This window comes from Dactylosporangium siamense (assembly GCF_016862795.1).
GTDB lineage: Bacteria > Actinomycetota > Actinomycetes > Mycobacteriales > Micromonosporaceae > Dactylosporangium > Dactylosporangium siamense.
In genome coordinates, this window is sequence record NZ_BONQ01000156.1 from 37064 (window position 1) to 50373 (window position 13310).

Genomic DNA, 13310 nt, shown 5'->3' on the forward strand with positions numbered 1-13310 from the left:
GTGCGGCTGAGCCAGGAATCGAAGGTGACCGGTCCGATGCGACGGTGGCGGATCACGACCCGTATTCTCCTGCTGGCCGCGATCGGCACCCTGGTGTCCGGTGTGCTGCTCGCGACGGCCGTCGCCGGGTTCGGCACCCAGCGCACCGCGGGCACCGAGACCACCAGCGCGATGCGGCTCTCCACGGTCGTCATGGAGGTGAAGTTCCGCATCGCGGACATCTCCGGCTGGCAGACCGGCTATGCGTTCGACTTCGACCGCGGCGTGCCCGGCGCCCTCGACGACACCGTCGGCCAGCGCAAGGAGTTCCTCATCGCCGCCGAGGCGCTGCGCGCCGCGTTCGCCACCGCGACCGCCGCCGATCTCACCGCTGAGGAGCGCACCCTGCTCGAGCAGGCCGTCGCGGCGTTCGACCGGTTCATGGCCATCGACGACAAGATGATCGCCGCGTACCGGACCGGCACCCCCGCCGCGAAGGCGGTCGCCGACGAGCTCGCCTCCGGCGACTCGATCACCGAGTTCAGCGCGGCGGCCGACGCCACCAGCGGTCTCGCCGCGCACGTCACCGACCGGGGCCTCGCCGTCGCCGCCGCGGCGGCTGCCAAGGCCGACGACAGCCGGCGGCTCATGTGGCTCACCGGCATCGCCGGTCTGATCCTCGCCGTCGGCACGGCCCTCGTGGTGATCCGCGGCATCGCCCAGCCGCTGCGCGCCCTCGACGCCCGGCTCGCCGACATCGCCGACGGCGACGGTGACCTCACCGCGCGTCTCGACGAGCGCGGCCGCGACGAGCTCGCCACCATCGCCGCCGCGTTCAACCGGTTCGCCGCCGGCCTCGCCGAAGCGATGCGCTCCGTCGACGACCGGGCGAAGGTCGTCGCCGCGTCCTCGGGACAGCTGACCGGCGTGTCCGGCGCGTTGCAGGTGTCGGCGGCTGACTCCGCGACCCGCGCCGCCGCCGTCACGAGCGCCACCGGCGAGATCTCCCGCAGCGTGCAGACCGCCGCCGCCGGCACCGAGCAGATGGGCGCCTCCATCGCCGAGATCTCCGCCAGCGCGCACGAGGCCGCCCGGGTCGCCGCCACCGCGAGTGCCCTTGCCGCGGACGTCACCGCCAGCGTCGACAAGCTCGACTCCTCCAGCCGGCAGATCGGCGAGATGGCGCAGGTGATCAGTGGCATCGCCCGTCAGACCAACCTGCTGGCGCTCAACGCGAGCATCGAGGCGGCCCGCGCCGGGCAGCAGGGCAAGGGCTTCGCCGTGGTCGCCGGCGAGGTGAAGGACCTCGCCGCGGAGACCGCCCGCGCCACGGAGGACATCTCGTCCCGGATCGTGGCGATCCAGTCCGACACCAGCGGCGCGGTCGCCGCCATCACCCAGATCTCCGGGGTCGTCACCCGGATCAACGACCTGCAGACGTCGATCGCCTCGGCGATCGAACAGCAGACCGCCACCACCGCCGAGATGAGCCGCACCATCACCGGCGTCGCGGTCAGCAGCGACGACGCGACCCGGGAGGTCGCCGCCGTCGCCGCGGCCGCCCGCACCACCACCGACGGGGTCGCCGGCATCGGGGCGGCCGCGGGTGATCTGACCCGCGTCTCGGCCGACCTGCAGGACCTGGTCGGCCGCTTCCGCTACTAAACCGGGTCCGTCATGGCGGTGCCGGTCTCCAGCAGCGACTTGAGGTCGCTGAGGATCCACGGCCAGCCGCCGCCGGCGCCCATCTCCTCCAGGTCGCCGGCGAGCATCTCGGCCAGGCCGGCCTCGTCGCCGATCTCGTGGGTCACGGTCAGCGAGGTGACGCCGTCCTTGCCCTCCTTCAGCTGATAGGTGAGGCGGGTGAACCCCTCCGGGATGTGGTTCGGGTCCATCAGCATCCGCCAGGTCTGCACCAGGTAGAGCGGCGGATCGACCTCGACGATCTCGCCGTCGACGCCGACCTCCGGGGCGCCGGCGGCGATCATGCCCTCGTTCGACAGGCCCCGGAACTCGCCGCCCGGGCGCAGGTCCATGTGGTTGGCGCCGCGGTAGCCGTACCGCGCGGTCCACTCCGGGGTGGTGATCGCGTCCCAGATCTTCTGCGGGGTCGCCTTGATGTAGACCTTGTAGACCTGCGTGCTGCTCATGACTCGTTCTCCTCGAGGTCGGCTTTCAGCTCCAGCAGTGCCGTGACGTGGTGCTCGGTGTACTTGTCGATCCACCGGTCGTGCACCTGGCGGATCGGGATCGGGTTGAGGAAGTGCAACTTCTCCCGCCCCGCGCGGCGGGTCACGACCAGGTCGGCCTCCTCGAGCACCTTGAGGTGCTTCATGACCCCGAAGCGGGACATCTCCAGCTCCGACTCCAGCTCCGTGAGCGTGCGGCCGTCACGCGCGAAGAGCAGGTCGAGCAGGAACCGCCGGGTGGGATCGGCGAGTGCCTTGAAGACGCGGTCGTCGTCATCCACTACCCAAAGTTATGTGACCTAAAGGTCACATGTCAAGACGGTGTGGTGCATTGGGCAGGGGTAGCCCCTTGTGAAGGTCATGGGCGCGGCGGCTAAGGTGCCATATCCCGGGCCAACGCTGTCCCACCTTCGATTTGCGCCGCCAGGCAAACGGTGGAGGTCAGCTGTGCCCGATCCGACGGGGTTCCTGAAATACGGTCGTCAACTGCCGCTGCTGCGGCCGGTGCCCGAACGGGTCGCCGACTGGCGCGACGTCTACCAGCGCGCCGACGGCCAGCTGATCCACGAGCAGGCCAGCCGGTGCATGAACTGCGGCGTCCCGTACTGCCACAACGGCTGCCCGCTGGGAAACCTGATCCCGGACTGGAACGACCTGGTGCGCACCGGCGACTGGGGCCGCGCCGCCGACGCGCTGCACGCGACGAACAACTTCCCCGAGTTCACCGGGCGGCTCTGCCCGGCGCCCTGCGAGGCCGCCTGCGTCCTCGGCATCGGTGACGACCCGGTCACGATCAAGCAGGTCGAGGTCGAGATCATCAACCGCGCGACCGACGACGGGCCGCTGCGGCCCTTCCCGGTGGCGGCGCCGTCGGGTCGCACCGTTGCCGTCATCGGCTCCGGACCGGCGGGCCTGGCCGCGGCGCAGCAGCTGGCCCGCGCCGGGCACGCGACCACGGTGTACGAGCGCAGCGACGCCCCCGGAGGTCTGCTGCGCTACGGCATCCCGGACTTCAAGTTCGAGAAGCACCACATCGACGCGCGGCTCGCCCAGATGGAAGCGGAGGGCGTGACGTTCGTCACCAACTGCAATGTGGGCGTCGACGTCTCCCTCGCCGACCTGCGCCAGCGGCATGACGCTGTGGTGCTGGCCTGCGGCGCGCTCGACGCCCGCGACGTGCCCGGCACGCCGGGCCGCGAGCTGAGCGGGATCCACCAGGCGATGGTGTATCTGGAAGGCTCCAACAAGGTCGTCGCCGGCAAGCTGGACGCCCCGCCGATCTCCGCGGCGGGCAAGCACGTCATCGTCGTCGGCGGCGGTGACACGGCCGCGGACTGCCTCGGCACCGCGCACCGCCAGGGCGCGGTCAGCGTGCAGCTCGTCGAGGTCGTCCCGCTGCCGCCGCCGCAGCGCGACAGCAGCCGCAACCCGTGGCCGACCTGGCCGATCATGCTCCGCACCGCCTCCGCGCACGAGGAGGGCGGCCAGCGCAACTACGGCTGCACGATCCGCCGCTTCATCGGCGACGACGACGGCCAGCTGCGGGCGGTCGAGCTCGTCGACGTCGTCCTCGGCCCGGGCTTCACCCTCACCGAGGTCGAGGGCACGATCCGCGAGATCCCCGCGGACCTGGCGTTCCTGGCGATCGGGTTCGCCGGCACGCAGCCCGGCCCGCACCTGGAGCAGGTCGAGCTGCCCCGCAACCGGCGCGGCACGATCGACACCGACAAGGAGTGGCAGACCGCCGCCCCGGGCGTCTTCGTCGCCGGGGACGCCCGTCGCGGCCCGTCGCTGATCGTCTGGGCGATCGCGGAAGGTCGCTCCGCGGCCGCGGCGGTCCACCAGTACCTGGGCGGCGGCGGCCGGCTCCCGGCCCCGATCACCCCGGCGTCCGCGCCCCTCGCATAAGCCGCCGCCGGGGCCTCAGCCCATGTTGAGGCCCCGGGCGGCGATGGCCGCCTGCACCCTGCTGCGGAGGCCGAGTTTGGCCAGGACGCGGCTCACGTGGGTCTTCGTGGTGGCTTCGGCGATACCGAGCCGGCCGGCGATCTCGGCGTTGGAGAGACCGTCGCCGAGGCAACGCAGCACCTCGCGCTCACGCTCCGTGAGCTCGGCCAGGTCGACCGGCGGTGCCGGCGGCCCCGCGAACGTGGCGATCACCCGCCGGGTCACCGCAGGCGCCATCACACCGTCGCCCCGGGCCACGGCCCGCACCGCGGCCAGCAGGTCGGCCGCTTCGGCGTCCTTGAGCAGGAACCCGGCGGCGCCGGCCCGCAGCGCGCCGAACACGTACTCGTCCAGGTCGAACGTGGTCAGGATCAGCACGCCCGGCACGCCGAGCGCCACGAGCTCACGGGTGGCCGCGATGCCGTCGAGGCGCGGCATCCGCACGTCCAGGACCACGACGTCGGGGCGCAGCGCGCGGGCCAGGTCGATCGCCTGCTGCCCGTCGGCGGCCTCGCCCACCACCTCCAGGTCGGGCGCGGAACCCAGGATGAGGACCAGGCCCGCGCGGACCGCACCCTGGTCGTCGGCGACCAGCACCCGCACCGTCACGCCGTCACCTCGCGGGGGAGCCGGGCCGCGACCAGCCAGCCGCCGTCGCGCGGGCCGGCGGCCAGGGACCCGCCGAGCAGCTCGGCGCGTTCCCGCATACCGATGACGCCCGCGCCCGCGCCGTCGGTGCGCGGCGCGCCGCCGGCCAGGGGTGACGCCACGGCGATGTCCACTGTGGATGGACCGTAGTCGATTTCGACCGTGACGTGGCCGTCGTCGCCGTGTTTGAGGGCGTTGGTGAGCGACTCCTGGACGATGCGATACGCGGCCAGGTCCACCGAGGTGGGCAGGTCGGCGGGCGTACCCCGCACCGACACCGCGACGGACAGACCCGAACGCCTGGCGCGACCGGCGAGATCCTCGAGGTCGGCCAGCCCGGCCGTGACGTCCTCGCCGGCCGCCGGGTCGCGGAGGAACCCGACGAGCTGGCGCATCTCGGCGAGGCCGCGCACGCTGTTCTCACGGATGACCCGCAGCGCGTCGCGGGTCCCGTCAGGGCCGAGGTCCGCGCTGAGCGCCGCGGTCGCGTGGATGGCCACGGCGCTGAGGTGGTTGGCGACGACGTCGTGCAGCTCGCGGGCCATCCGGGCGCGCTCCCCGGCGACGGCGTTGGCCCGGTCCAGCTCGGCCAGGCGCACCAGCTGCCGCGCGACGATCGCCTGCTCGCGATGGTGCCGCACGTGGGTGCCGGTCAGCACCGGCACGACGGTGACCAGGGCGAGCAGGATCGCCAGCCCGAGCGCCCGGATGTCGCGGAACACGACGAGGCCCACCACGGCGGTGACCACCGAGCCGACGACGGAGCACGCCAGCAGCGCCCGGGCCAGGGACTGCCGGCCGTGCACGCACGCGTCGTAGAGGACCTGGGTGTAGACGAGCGGCGTCGCGAGCGAGGGCCCGACGATCACGTCGGCGGTGAGCGCGACCGTGCCGATCAGCACCGACGCGAGCGGCGACACCCGACGCAGCAGGACCGCCGCGCAGCACACCAGCAGCGGTGGCACCAGCCAGCCGACGCCCCATTGCGCCTGGTACTGCCCGGTGGCGAACATGAGCAGCCCCACGCCCAGCCCGGTCCCGGCGAGCGCCAGGTCGACGGTCCGTCCTCGCATGACTCGATTCCACCACTTCGGGCGGCTGGACCGGTATGCGACGAAGGATGTACCCGTGGCCCGTCGTCACGACTGACGCGCCGGCCCCCGGGGCACGGAACCCTCAGAACATGGTCATCGGATTCATCATCGGTTGTGAGATCGCGTTCTGGGTCGTCCTGGCCGCGGGGCTGCTGCTGCGGTACCCGCTGCGCCGCCCGCGGGCCGGCGCGGTCGTGCTGGCCGCCGTCCCGCTCGTCGACCTGGTGCTGCTCGTCGCGTGCGCGCTCGACCTGCGCGCCGGCGCCACGGCCGGGACGCGGCACGCCCTGGCGGCGCTGTACCTCGGGTTCTCCCTCGCGTTCGGGCACAGCATGGTGCGCTGGGCGGACGTGCGGTTCGCGCACCGCTTCGCCGGCGGCCCGAAACCACAGAAACCAACCAACAAACGGGCACACGAGTGGCGGCTCTTCGGCCTGGCGGCCATCGCGTGGGCGCTGACCTGCGCTTTTCTCGGGGCCGGGATCTGGTGGATCGGCGACCCGGCCCGCACCGGCGCGCTGAAGGCGGGCCTGAGTCAGGTGTCGGTCGTGCTCGCCATCTGGTTCGTGACCGGGCCACTCTTGACTTCCAACAAAAGCGGGCGTAAACAAAGCACAAGCAAAACGAAACGGCGGTGAAACAACACGATGTACGCCGAAGAACGGCAGCAGGAGATCCTCCGGATCGCCCGCGCCAAGGGCCGGGTCGAGGTCGCGGGCCTGGCCGACGAGCTCAACGTCACGACGGAGACCATCCGCCGGGACCTCACCATGCTGGAGCGGGCCGGCGTCCTGCGCCGGGTGCACGGCGGGGCGATCCCGGTCGAACGGATCGGGTTCGAGCCCGCCCTGGCGACCCGTGACGCGGTGCTCATCGAGGAGAAGGAGCGCATCGCCAAGGTCGCGCTCGCCGAGGTGCCCGAGGAGGGCGCCATCATCCTCGACGCGGGCACCACCACCGCCCGCCTGGCCTCGCTGCTGCCCGCCGACCGGGAGTTGACCGTCGTGGTCAACTCGCCGGTCATCGCCACCACCCTCGGGGTCCGCCCCAACCTCAACGTGCTGCTGCTCGGCGGGCGGGTCCGCGGCAAGACCCTCGCCACCGTCGACGACTGGTCGCTGCGGCCCCTCGCGGACCTGTACGTCGACGTGGCGTTCGTCGGCACCAACGGCATCTCCGTCGAGCGCGGCCTCACCACCCCCGACCCGGCCGAGGCCGCGGTCAAGCGGGCCATGATCCGCGCCGCCCGGCGCACGGTCCTGCTCGCCGACCACACCAAGCTCGGCAACGACTACCTGGCCCGGTTCGGCGAGCTCGCCGACCTGGACCTGCTCATCACCGACACCGTCGCCGACAGTGACCTGGTCGGCGACCTCGAGGCCGCGGGCGTTCGGGTGACGCGCGCATGACCGGCCCGCAGCGAAGTGGAGGGCTGGTCATGCGTCGCCGGCTCTGCTTGGGTTGCCGCCGGAGTGCGGCCAGGGGGTCAGCATGATCGTCACTGTCACGCTCAACCCCAGCCTCGACCGGGCGGTCGAGGTGGATGCGCTGACCAGGGGAGAGGTCATCCGCGCCACCGCCGCCCACCTCGACCCCGGCGGCAAGGGCGTCAACGTGTCCCGGGCGCTGCTCGCCAACGGAGTGCCGTCCGTGGCGGTCCTGCCGTGCGGCGGTGACGAGGGCGGTCAGCTCGTCCGCCTGCTCAAGGCCGAAGGGGTCGAGGTCCTCGCGGTCCCGATCACCGGCCGGACCCGTTCCAACATCACCCTGGCCGAGCCCGACGGCACGGTCACCAAGGTCAACGAGCCCGGCCCGGCGATGTTCCGTGCCGAGTTCGACGAGATCACCGACCGGGTGCTGACCCGCGCCGGTAGCGCCGACTGGGTCGTGCTGTGCGGCAGCGTCCCCCCGGGCCTGCCGGACGACGCGTACGCGCAGCTCTGCCGCAGGCTGCGCGCCGCCGGCATCCGGGTCGCCGTCGACACCAGCGGCCCCGCCCTGCGCGAGGCCGCGCTCGCCGGGGCGACCCTGCTCAAACCCAACCGCGACGAGCTCGCCGAGGTCGTCGGCACCCCACTCGCGGACCTCGGCGACGTCGTCGAGGCCGCCCAGCAACTGCGCTCCTGGGGTGCCGGCACGGTCGTCGCCAGCCTCGGCGCCGACGGCGCGGTCCTCGTCGACGCCGACGGGGTCGTCACCGGCACCTGCCCCGTGGTCCGCCCCCGCAGCACCGTCGGCGCCGGCGACGCGCTCCTGGCCGGGTTCCTCGCCGCCGGTGCCCACGGCGCCGCCGCCCTCGCCGAAGGCCTGGCCTGGGGCGCCGCCGCGGTCAGCCTGCCCGGCAGCCGCATGCCCGGCCCCGCCGACCTGATCCGCCACAACGTCGCCATCCACCCCCAACCGGACCAGCTCCGCCCCCTGCTGCGCTCCGGTCCGCCCTCCTGAAGGAGAACCCCGTGTCGACCTACACCCCGCAGGTCCAAGGCGGTGGCTTCAAGGCCTCCGTGCAACGCGTGGGCGGCTACCTGGCCGCCATGGTCATGCCCAACATCGGCGCCTTCATCGCCTGGGGGCTGATCACCGCCCTGTTCATCCCGACCGGCTGGCTGCCCAACGCGAAGCTCGCCGGGCTCGTCGGCCCGATGATCACGGTGCTGCTGCCGGTCCTCATCGGCTACACCGGCGGCCGGCTCGTGCACGGCCAGCGCGGCGCGGTCGTCGGCGCCGTCGCCACCATGGGCCTCGTCATCGGCGCCGACGTGCCGATGTTCCTCGGCGCCATGATCATCGGTCCGCTCACCGCGTATCTCCTCAAGCTCTTCGACGGGCTCGTGGAGAACCGGATCCGTCCCGGCTTCGAGATGCTGGTCGACAACTTCAGTGCCGGCATCATCGGCGGCGCCATGGCCATCGGCGGCGTCTACGGCATCGGCCCCGTCGTCGAGTGGCTCACCAAGCGCGCCGGCTCCGGCGTGGACTGGCTGGTCGACAAGGACCTGCTGCCGCTGACCTCGGTGCTGGTCGAGCCGGCGAAGGTGCTGTTCCTCAACAACGCCATCAACCACGGCGTGCTCGGCCCGCTCGGCGTCGCCGAGGCCGCCGACAAGGGCAAGTCCATCCTGTTCATGATCGAGTCGAACCCGGGCCCCGGCCTCGGCCTGCTGCTCGCGTTCATGCTCTTCGGCCCCCGCGCGCTGCGTCCCAGCGTCCCGGCCGCGATCATCGTGCAGTTCCTCGGCGGCATCCACGAGATCTACTTCCCGTACGTGCTCATGAAGCCCAAGCTGATCCTCGCCATGATCGCCGGTGGCGCGGCCGGCGTCGGCACCTTCATGGTCACCGGTGCCGGACTCGTCGCCACCCCGGCGCCCGGCAGCATCTTCGCCTACATGGCGGTCACCCCGAAGGGCGGCTACTTCGTCGTCCTGCTCGGCATCGCGATCTCCGCCGCCGTCACCTTCGCCGTCGCCTCGCTGCTGCTGGGCTTCGGCCGCGGCGAACCGCCCGCGGAGGACCCGGACGCCGTGGCGGCCGACGACGCCACCGTGGTGGAAGAAGGCGCCCCGCGCACTCCCCAGGCCCGCCAGGAGGTTTGAGCATGCCCACCATCAACGGCACCGAGATCAAGAAGGTCGTCGTCGCGTGCGACGCCGGCATGGGCAGCAGCGTCATGCTCGCCAGCACCCTGCGGCGGCAGCTGTCGAAGACCAACGTCACGGTCGAGCACACCCCGGTGAACCAGATCCCGGCCGACGCCGACGTGGTCATCTGCCACCAGGGCCTCGCCGCCCGGGCCCGGGTCAGCGCCCCCGACAAGGTGATCGTGCCCATCCAGGTGTTCATCGGCGACCCAGCGGTGACGAAGGTGGTCAACGCCGTCCAACGCGGCGGTGAGCTCAGTGGCTGACCTGCTGACCAGCGACGCGATCCGGCTCCAGGAGCGGGCCGGATCGCGGGACGAGGCGATCCGCCGCTGCGGCGAGGTCCTCGTCTCGGTGGGTGCCGTCAGCGAGGACTACGTGGACGCGATGCTCGCCCGCGAGCAGAGCGTCTCCACCTACATCGGCGAGGGCGTCGCCATCCCGCACGGCACGTTGAACAGCAAGGAGAACGTGCGCCGCGACGCCCTCGCGGTGCTGCGCTTCCCCGACGGCGTCGACTGGGACGGCAACGACGTGCGCGTCTGCGTCGCCATCGCCGCCGCCGGGGACGGCCACATCGACATCCTGGCGTCCCTCGCGGAAGTCCTGATGGACCCCGACCAGGCACAGCGGCTCCGCACCGCGACCGACCCCGCCGACGTGCTAGAACTCCTGGAGACATCGTGAAAGTCCTGACGTTCCACGCCCCCGGCGACGTCCGCATCGAGGACGCGCCGGAGCCGACCCCGGGCCCCGCCGACGTGAAGATCCGCGTCCGGGCCTGCTCGACCTGCGGCACCGACGTGAAGATCTACAACCACGGCCACCACCACATCGTCCCGCCGCGGGTCATGGGTCACGAGATCGCCGGCGAGGTCGTCGAGGTCGGCGCCGACGTCACCGGGTGGGCGCCCGGTGACCGGGTTCAGGTGATCGCGGCGATCCCGTGCGGCCGCTGCGGCGAGTGCCGGCGCGGGCGGATGACCGTCTGCCCCAACCAGGTGTCGATGGGATACCACTTCGACGGCGGCTTCGCCGAGTACATGGTCGTGCCGCGCAACGTGCTCGACGTCGACGGCCTCAACCGCATCCCCGACGGCGTCAGCTACGCCGAGGCGTCCGTCGCCGAACCCCTCGCCTGCGTCCTCAACGGCCAGAACCTCGCCCGCGTCGGCGACGGCGACGACGTGGTGGTCGTCGGCTCCGGCCCGATCGGCTGCCTGCACGTGCGGCTGGCCCGGGCCCGCGGCGCCGCCCGCGTCTTCCTCGTCGACCTCAACCGCGAGCGCCTCGACCTCGCCGCCGACCTGGTCCGTCCCGACGCCGCCATCTGCGGCGCGGAGACCGACGTCGTCGACGCCGTCATGAAACTCACCGAGGGCCGCGGCGCCGACGTCGTCATTACCGCCGCCGCGTCCGGCGCCGCCCAGGAGCAGGCGCTGCAGATGACCGCGCGGCAGGGCAGAATCAGCTTCTTCGGCGGCCTGCCGAAGGACAAGCCGGTCGTGTCCGTCGACTCCAACGTGGTGCACTACCGCGAGCTCACCATCGTCGGCGCCAACGGCTCCAGCCCCGCCCACAACAAGGAGGCACTGCAGCTCATCGCCTCCGGCGCGGTCCCCGTCGCGGACCTCATCACCCACCGCCTGCCCCTCGCCGACGCCCTCGACGCCTTCGGCATCGTGGCCCGCGGCGAGGCCATCAAGGTCACCATCGAACCCTAGGAGGTCGTTGATGCCCACTCGGACCGTCGTCGTCGGCTCCGCCAGCGGCCTGCACGCGCGCCCCGCCGCGCTGTTCGTCGCCGCGGCCGCGAAACAGCCCGTGCCGGTCACCATCCGCACCGGCGAGAAGAAGGCCGTGCCCGCCCGCAGCATGCTCTCCGTGCTGTCCCTGGGCGCGAAGAAGGGCACCGAGGTGACCCTGGAGGCCGACGGCGACGGCGCGCAGGACGCCGTCGACACCCTCGCCGCCCTCCTCGAGCGGGACCTGGACGCCGAAGATGGCTGACCTCCAGGGCATCGGCGTCAGCCCGGGACGCGCCGCGGGGCCGGTCCACCGGCTGGCCCCGCCGCCTCCGCTCCCGCCCGCACCGGCGGTCATCGACATCGACGCCGAGCGGTCCCGCGCCCGCGCCGCCGTCGCCACCGTCACGTCGGCGCTGAGCGAGCGCGCCGACGCCGCCGCCGACGCCACCGCCGCCGAGGTCCTGCGCGCCCAGGTCCTCATGGCCGCCGACGAGACGCTCCTGGACGCCGTCGACACCGCGATCGACGGCGGCGCCGACGCGCCGCACGCGTTCGTGGCCGCGCTCGCCGAGCACCGCGCCGCGTTCGAGGCCGCCGGGGGATACCTGGCCGAGCGGGTCAGCGACCTCGACGACCTGCGGGACCGGCTCGTCGCCGCCTGCCTGGGCCTGCCGATGCCGGGCGTGCCATCGCCCGGCCACCCGTTCATCCTGGTGGCCCGCGATCTCGCCCCCGCCGACACCGCCGGCCTCGACCCGTCCGTCGTCCTCGGCCTGATCACCGCCGAGGGCGGGCCGACCAGCCACACCGCGATCCTGGCCCGGACCCTCGGCATCCCCGCCGTGGTCCGCTGCGGTGCTGTTCTCGACATTGCGGATGGGGTACTGGTAAGCCTGGACGGCTCGTCCGGCGCTGTCGCCGCCGGCCTGTCGGACGCGTCCGCGAAGTCGGTCAACGACGCGCAGCGGGCCCTGCTGGACCGCCGTTCCGCCTCCGCCGGCCCCGGCGCGACCGCCGACGGCCACCCCGTGGCGCTCCTGGCCAACATCGGCTCGGCCCGCGACCTGCCGGCCGGGGTGGACGTCGAAGGCGTCGGCCTGTTCCGCACCGAGCTGCTCTACCTCGACCGCACCGAACCGCCGTCGTTCGAGGAGCAGGTCGCCGCATACCAGCAGGTCTTCGCCGCGCTCCCCGGCCGCAAGGTGGTCGTGCGCACGCTGGACGCCGGCGCCGACAAGCCCCTGCCGTTCCTGCGCCTGGCCGACGAACCCAACCCGGCGCTCGGCATCCGCGGCCTGCGGGTCGCCCGGGCCACGCCCGCCGTCCTGGACACCCAGCTGTCCGCGATCGCCGCGGCCGCCGCGGCGTCGACGGCCGACGTGTGGGTCATGGCCCCGATGGTCGCCACCGCCGCCGAGGCCGCCGCGTTCGCCGCCTCCTGCCGCGACCACGGCCTGCGCACCGCCGGCGTCATGATCGAGGTCCCCGCCGCCGCCCTGCGCGCCGGCACCGTCCTGCGCGACGTCGACTTCCTCAGCATCGGCACCAACGACCTCAGCCAGTACACCTTCGCCGCCGACCGGATGTGCGGCGACCTCGCCGACCTCCTCGACCCGTGGCAGCCCGCGCTCATCTCGCTCATCGCCGCCTGCGCCACCGCCGGCCGCGAAGCCGGCAAGCCCGTCGGCGTCTGCGGCGAGTCGGCCGCCGACCCCGACTTCGCCCTGGTCCTCGTCGGCCTCGGCATCACCAGCCTGTCGATGGCGGCCCGCAGCATCCCCGCGGTCCGCGAGGCGCTCGCCGCGCACACCCACGACGAGTGCGTCCAGTTCGCCAAGGCCGCCCTGGCCGCCGACACCCCGACCGCCGCCCGGGCCGCCGTCCGCCCCTGACCGTCCTTCCCACCGGCCGCTGCGGCGCCCCGAGCCGCGCCGATCCTGCCGTTGCGATGCCCGGACGCTCCGCCAGGCCCGGGATTGTGGGACATCGCGACGGCAGGATCGGCGCTCGGCCGCGTCGGTGCCATGGCCACCGCCGCACCGAACTGCCCCCGCGTCGGCTCCC

General features: G+C 73.0%; 15 protein-coding genes. 11 read left to right on the top strand and 4 right to left on the bottom strand.

Annotation, left to right across the window (positions count from 1 at the left end; all coding sequences use genetic code 11):
- The first annotated feature begins 36 nt into the window (after window positions 1–36).
- Complete coding sequence (locus Dsi01nite_RS47790) at window positions 37–1644, top strand: methyl-accepting chemotaxis protein (protein WP_203853138.1); 1608 nt, start codon at window positions 37–39, stop codon at window positions 1642–1644.
- Here the strand turns inward: Dsi01nite_RS47790 and Dsi01nite_RS47795 are convergent.
- On the bottom strand, window positions 1641–2129 hold the full coding sequence (locus Dsi01nite_RS47795; RefSeq protein ID WP_203853139.1) for an SRPBCC domain-containing protein: 489 nt from the start codon (window positions 2127–2129) through the stop codon (window positions 1641–1643). The genes Dsi01nite_RS47790 and Dsi01nite_RS47795 overlap by 4 nt on opposite strands.
- Window positions 2126–2449, bottom strand: a complete 324-nt coding sequence (locus Dsi01nite_RS47800) for an ArsR/SmtB family transcription factor (RefSeq protein ID WP_203853140.1) — start codon at window positions 2447–2449, stop codon at window positions 2126–2128. The genes Dsi01nite_RS47795 and Dsi01nite_RS47800 overlap by 4 nt, the downstream gene beginning before the upstream one ends.
- A gap of 166 nt (window positions 2450–2615) precedes the next feature.
- On the opposite strand from Dsi01nite_RS47800, the gene Dsi01nite_RS47805 reads away from it, so the two are divergent.
- Entirely contained in the window at window positions 2616–4076 is a 1461-nt protein-coding gene (locus tag Dsi01nite_RS47805; RefSeq protein WP_203853141.1) for a glutamate synthase subunit beta, read from the top strand.
- Between the two features lie 15 nt (window positions 4077–4091).
- Here the strand turns inward: Dsi01nite_RS47805 and Dsi01nite_RS47810 are convergent, their stop codons facing one another.
- Both Dsi01nite_RS47810 and Dsi01nite_RS47815 read right to left on the bottom strand, forming a co-directional pair.
- Window positions 4092–4724, bottom strand: a complete 633-nt coding sequence (locus Dsi01nite_RS47810; RefSeq protein WP_203853142.1) for a response regulator — start codon at window positions 4722–4724, stop codon at window positions 4092–4094.
- The gene (locus Dsi01nite_RS47815; protein WP_203853143.1) at window positions 4721–5836 is read right to left on the bottom strand and encodes a sensor histidine kinase; all 1116 of its coding nucleotides are present in this window, start codon (window positions 5834–5836) and stop codon (window positions 4721–4723) included. Before Dsi01nite_RS47815 ends, Dsi01nite_RS47810 begins: the two co-directional genes overlap by 4 nt.
- Window positions 5837–5946: 110 nt before the next feature.
- Here Dsi01nite_RS47815 and Dsi01nite_RS47820 point away from each other — a divergent pair, with 110 nt between their 5' ends.
- The 9 genes from Dsi01nite_RS47820 to ptsP all read left to right on the top strand — a co-directional run bounded on the left by Dsi01nite_RS47820 (window position 5947) and on the right by ptsP (window position 13138).
- Window positions 5947–6495 carry a hypothetical protein gene (locus tag Dsi01nite_RS47820; RefSeq protein ID WP_203853144.1) on the top strand — a complete coding sequence of 183 codons (549 nt, stop codon included), beginning with the start codon at window positions 5947–5949 and terminating at the stop codon, window positions 6493–6495.
- Between the two features lie 9 nt (window positions 6496–6504).
- Window positions 6505–7266 (top strand): DeoR/GlpR family DNA-binding transcription regulator, encoded by a 762-nt coding sequence (locus tag Dsi01nite_RS47825; RefSeq protein ID WP_203853145.1) that lies wholly within the window; start codon window positions 6505–6507, stop codon window positions 7264–7266.
- 82 nt (window positions 7267–7348) lie between these two features.
- Window positions 7349–8302 (top strand): 1-phosphofructokinase, encoded by a 954-nt coding sequence (pfkB, locus tag Dsi01nite_RS47830; RefSeq protein WP_203853146.1) that lies wholly within the window; start codon window positions 7349–7351, stop codon window positions 8300–8302.
- 11 nt (window positions 8303–8313) lie between these two features.
- Window positions 8314–9453: a mannitol-specific PTS transporter subunit IIC gene (gene mtlA, locus Dsi01nite_RS47835; protein WP_239136836.1), complete on the top strand. Its 1140-nt coding sequence runs from the start codon at window positions 8314–8316 to the stop codon at window positions 9451–9453.
- A gap of 2 nt (window positions 9454–9455) precedes the next feature.
- A complete protein-coding gene (locus Dsi01nite_RS47840; protein ID WP_203853147.1) occupies window positions 9456–9764 on the top strand; it encodes a PTS sugar transporter subunit IIBC family protein in 309 nt (102 codons plus the stop codon).
- A complete protein-coding gene (locus tag Dsi01nite_RS47845; protein ID WP_203853148.1) occupies window positions 9757–10185 on the top strand; it encodes a PTS mannitol transporter subunit IIA in 429 nt (142 codons plus the stop codon). Before Dsi01nite_RS47840 ends, Dsi01nite_RS47845 begins: the two co-directional genes overlap by 8 nt.
- Window positions 10182–11222, top strand: a complete 1041-nt coding sequence (locus tag Dsi01nite_RS47850) for a zinc-dependent dehydrogenase (protein WP_203853149.1) — start codon at window positions 10182–10184, stop codon at window positions 11220–11222. The genes Dsi01nite_RS47845 and Dsi01nite_RS47850 overlap by 4 nt, the downstream gene beginning before the upstream one ends.
- Before the next feature lie 10 nt (window positions 11223–11232).
- A complete protein-coding gene (locus Dsi01nite_RS47855) occupies window positions 11233–11508 on the top strand; it encodes an HPr family phosphocarrier protein (RefSeq protein ID WP_203853150.1) in 276 nt (91 codons plus the stop codon).
- Complete coding sequence (gene ptsP, locus Dsi01nite_RS47860; protein ID WP_203853151.1) at window positions 11501–13138, top strand: phosphoenolpyruvate--protein phosphotransferase; 1638 nt, start codon at window positions 11501–11503, stop codon at window positions 13136–13138. Before Dsi01nite_RS47855 ends, ptsP begins: the two co-directional genes overlap by 8 nt.
- Window positions 13139–13310 lie beyond the last annotated feature (172 nt).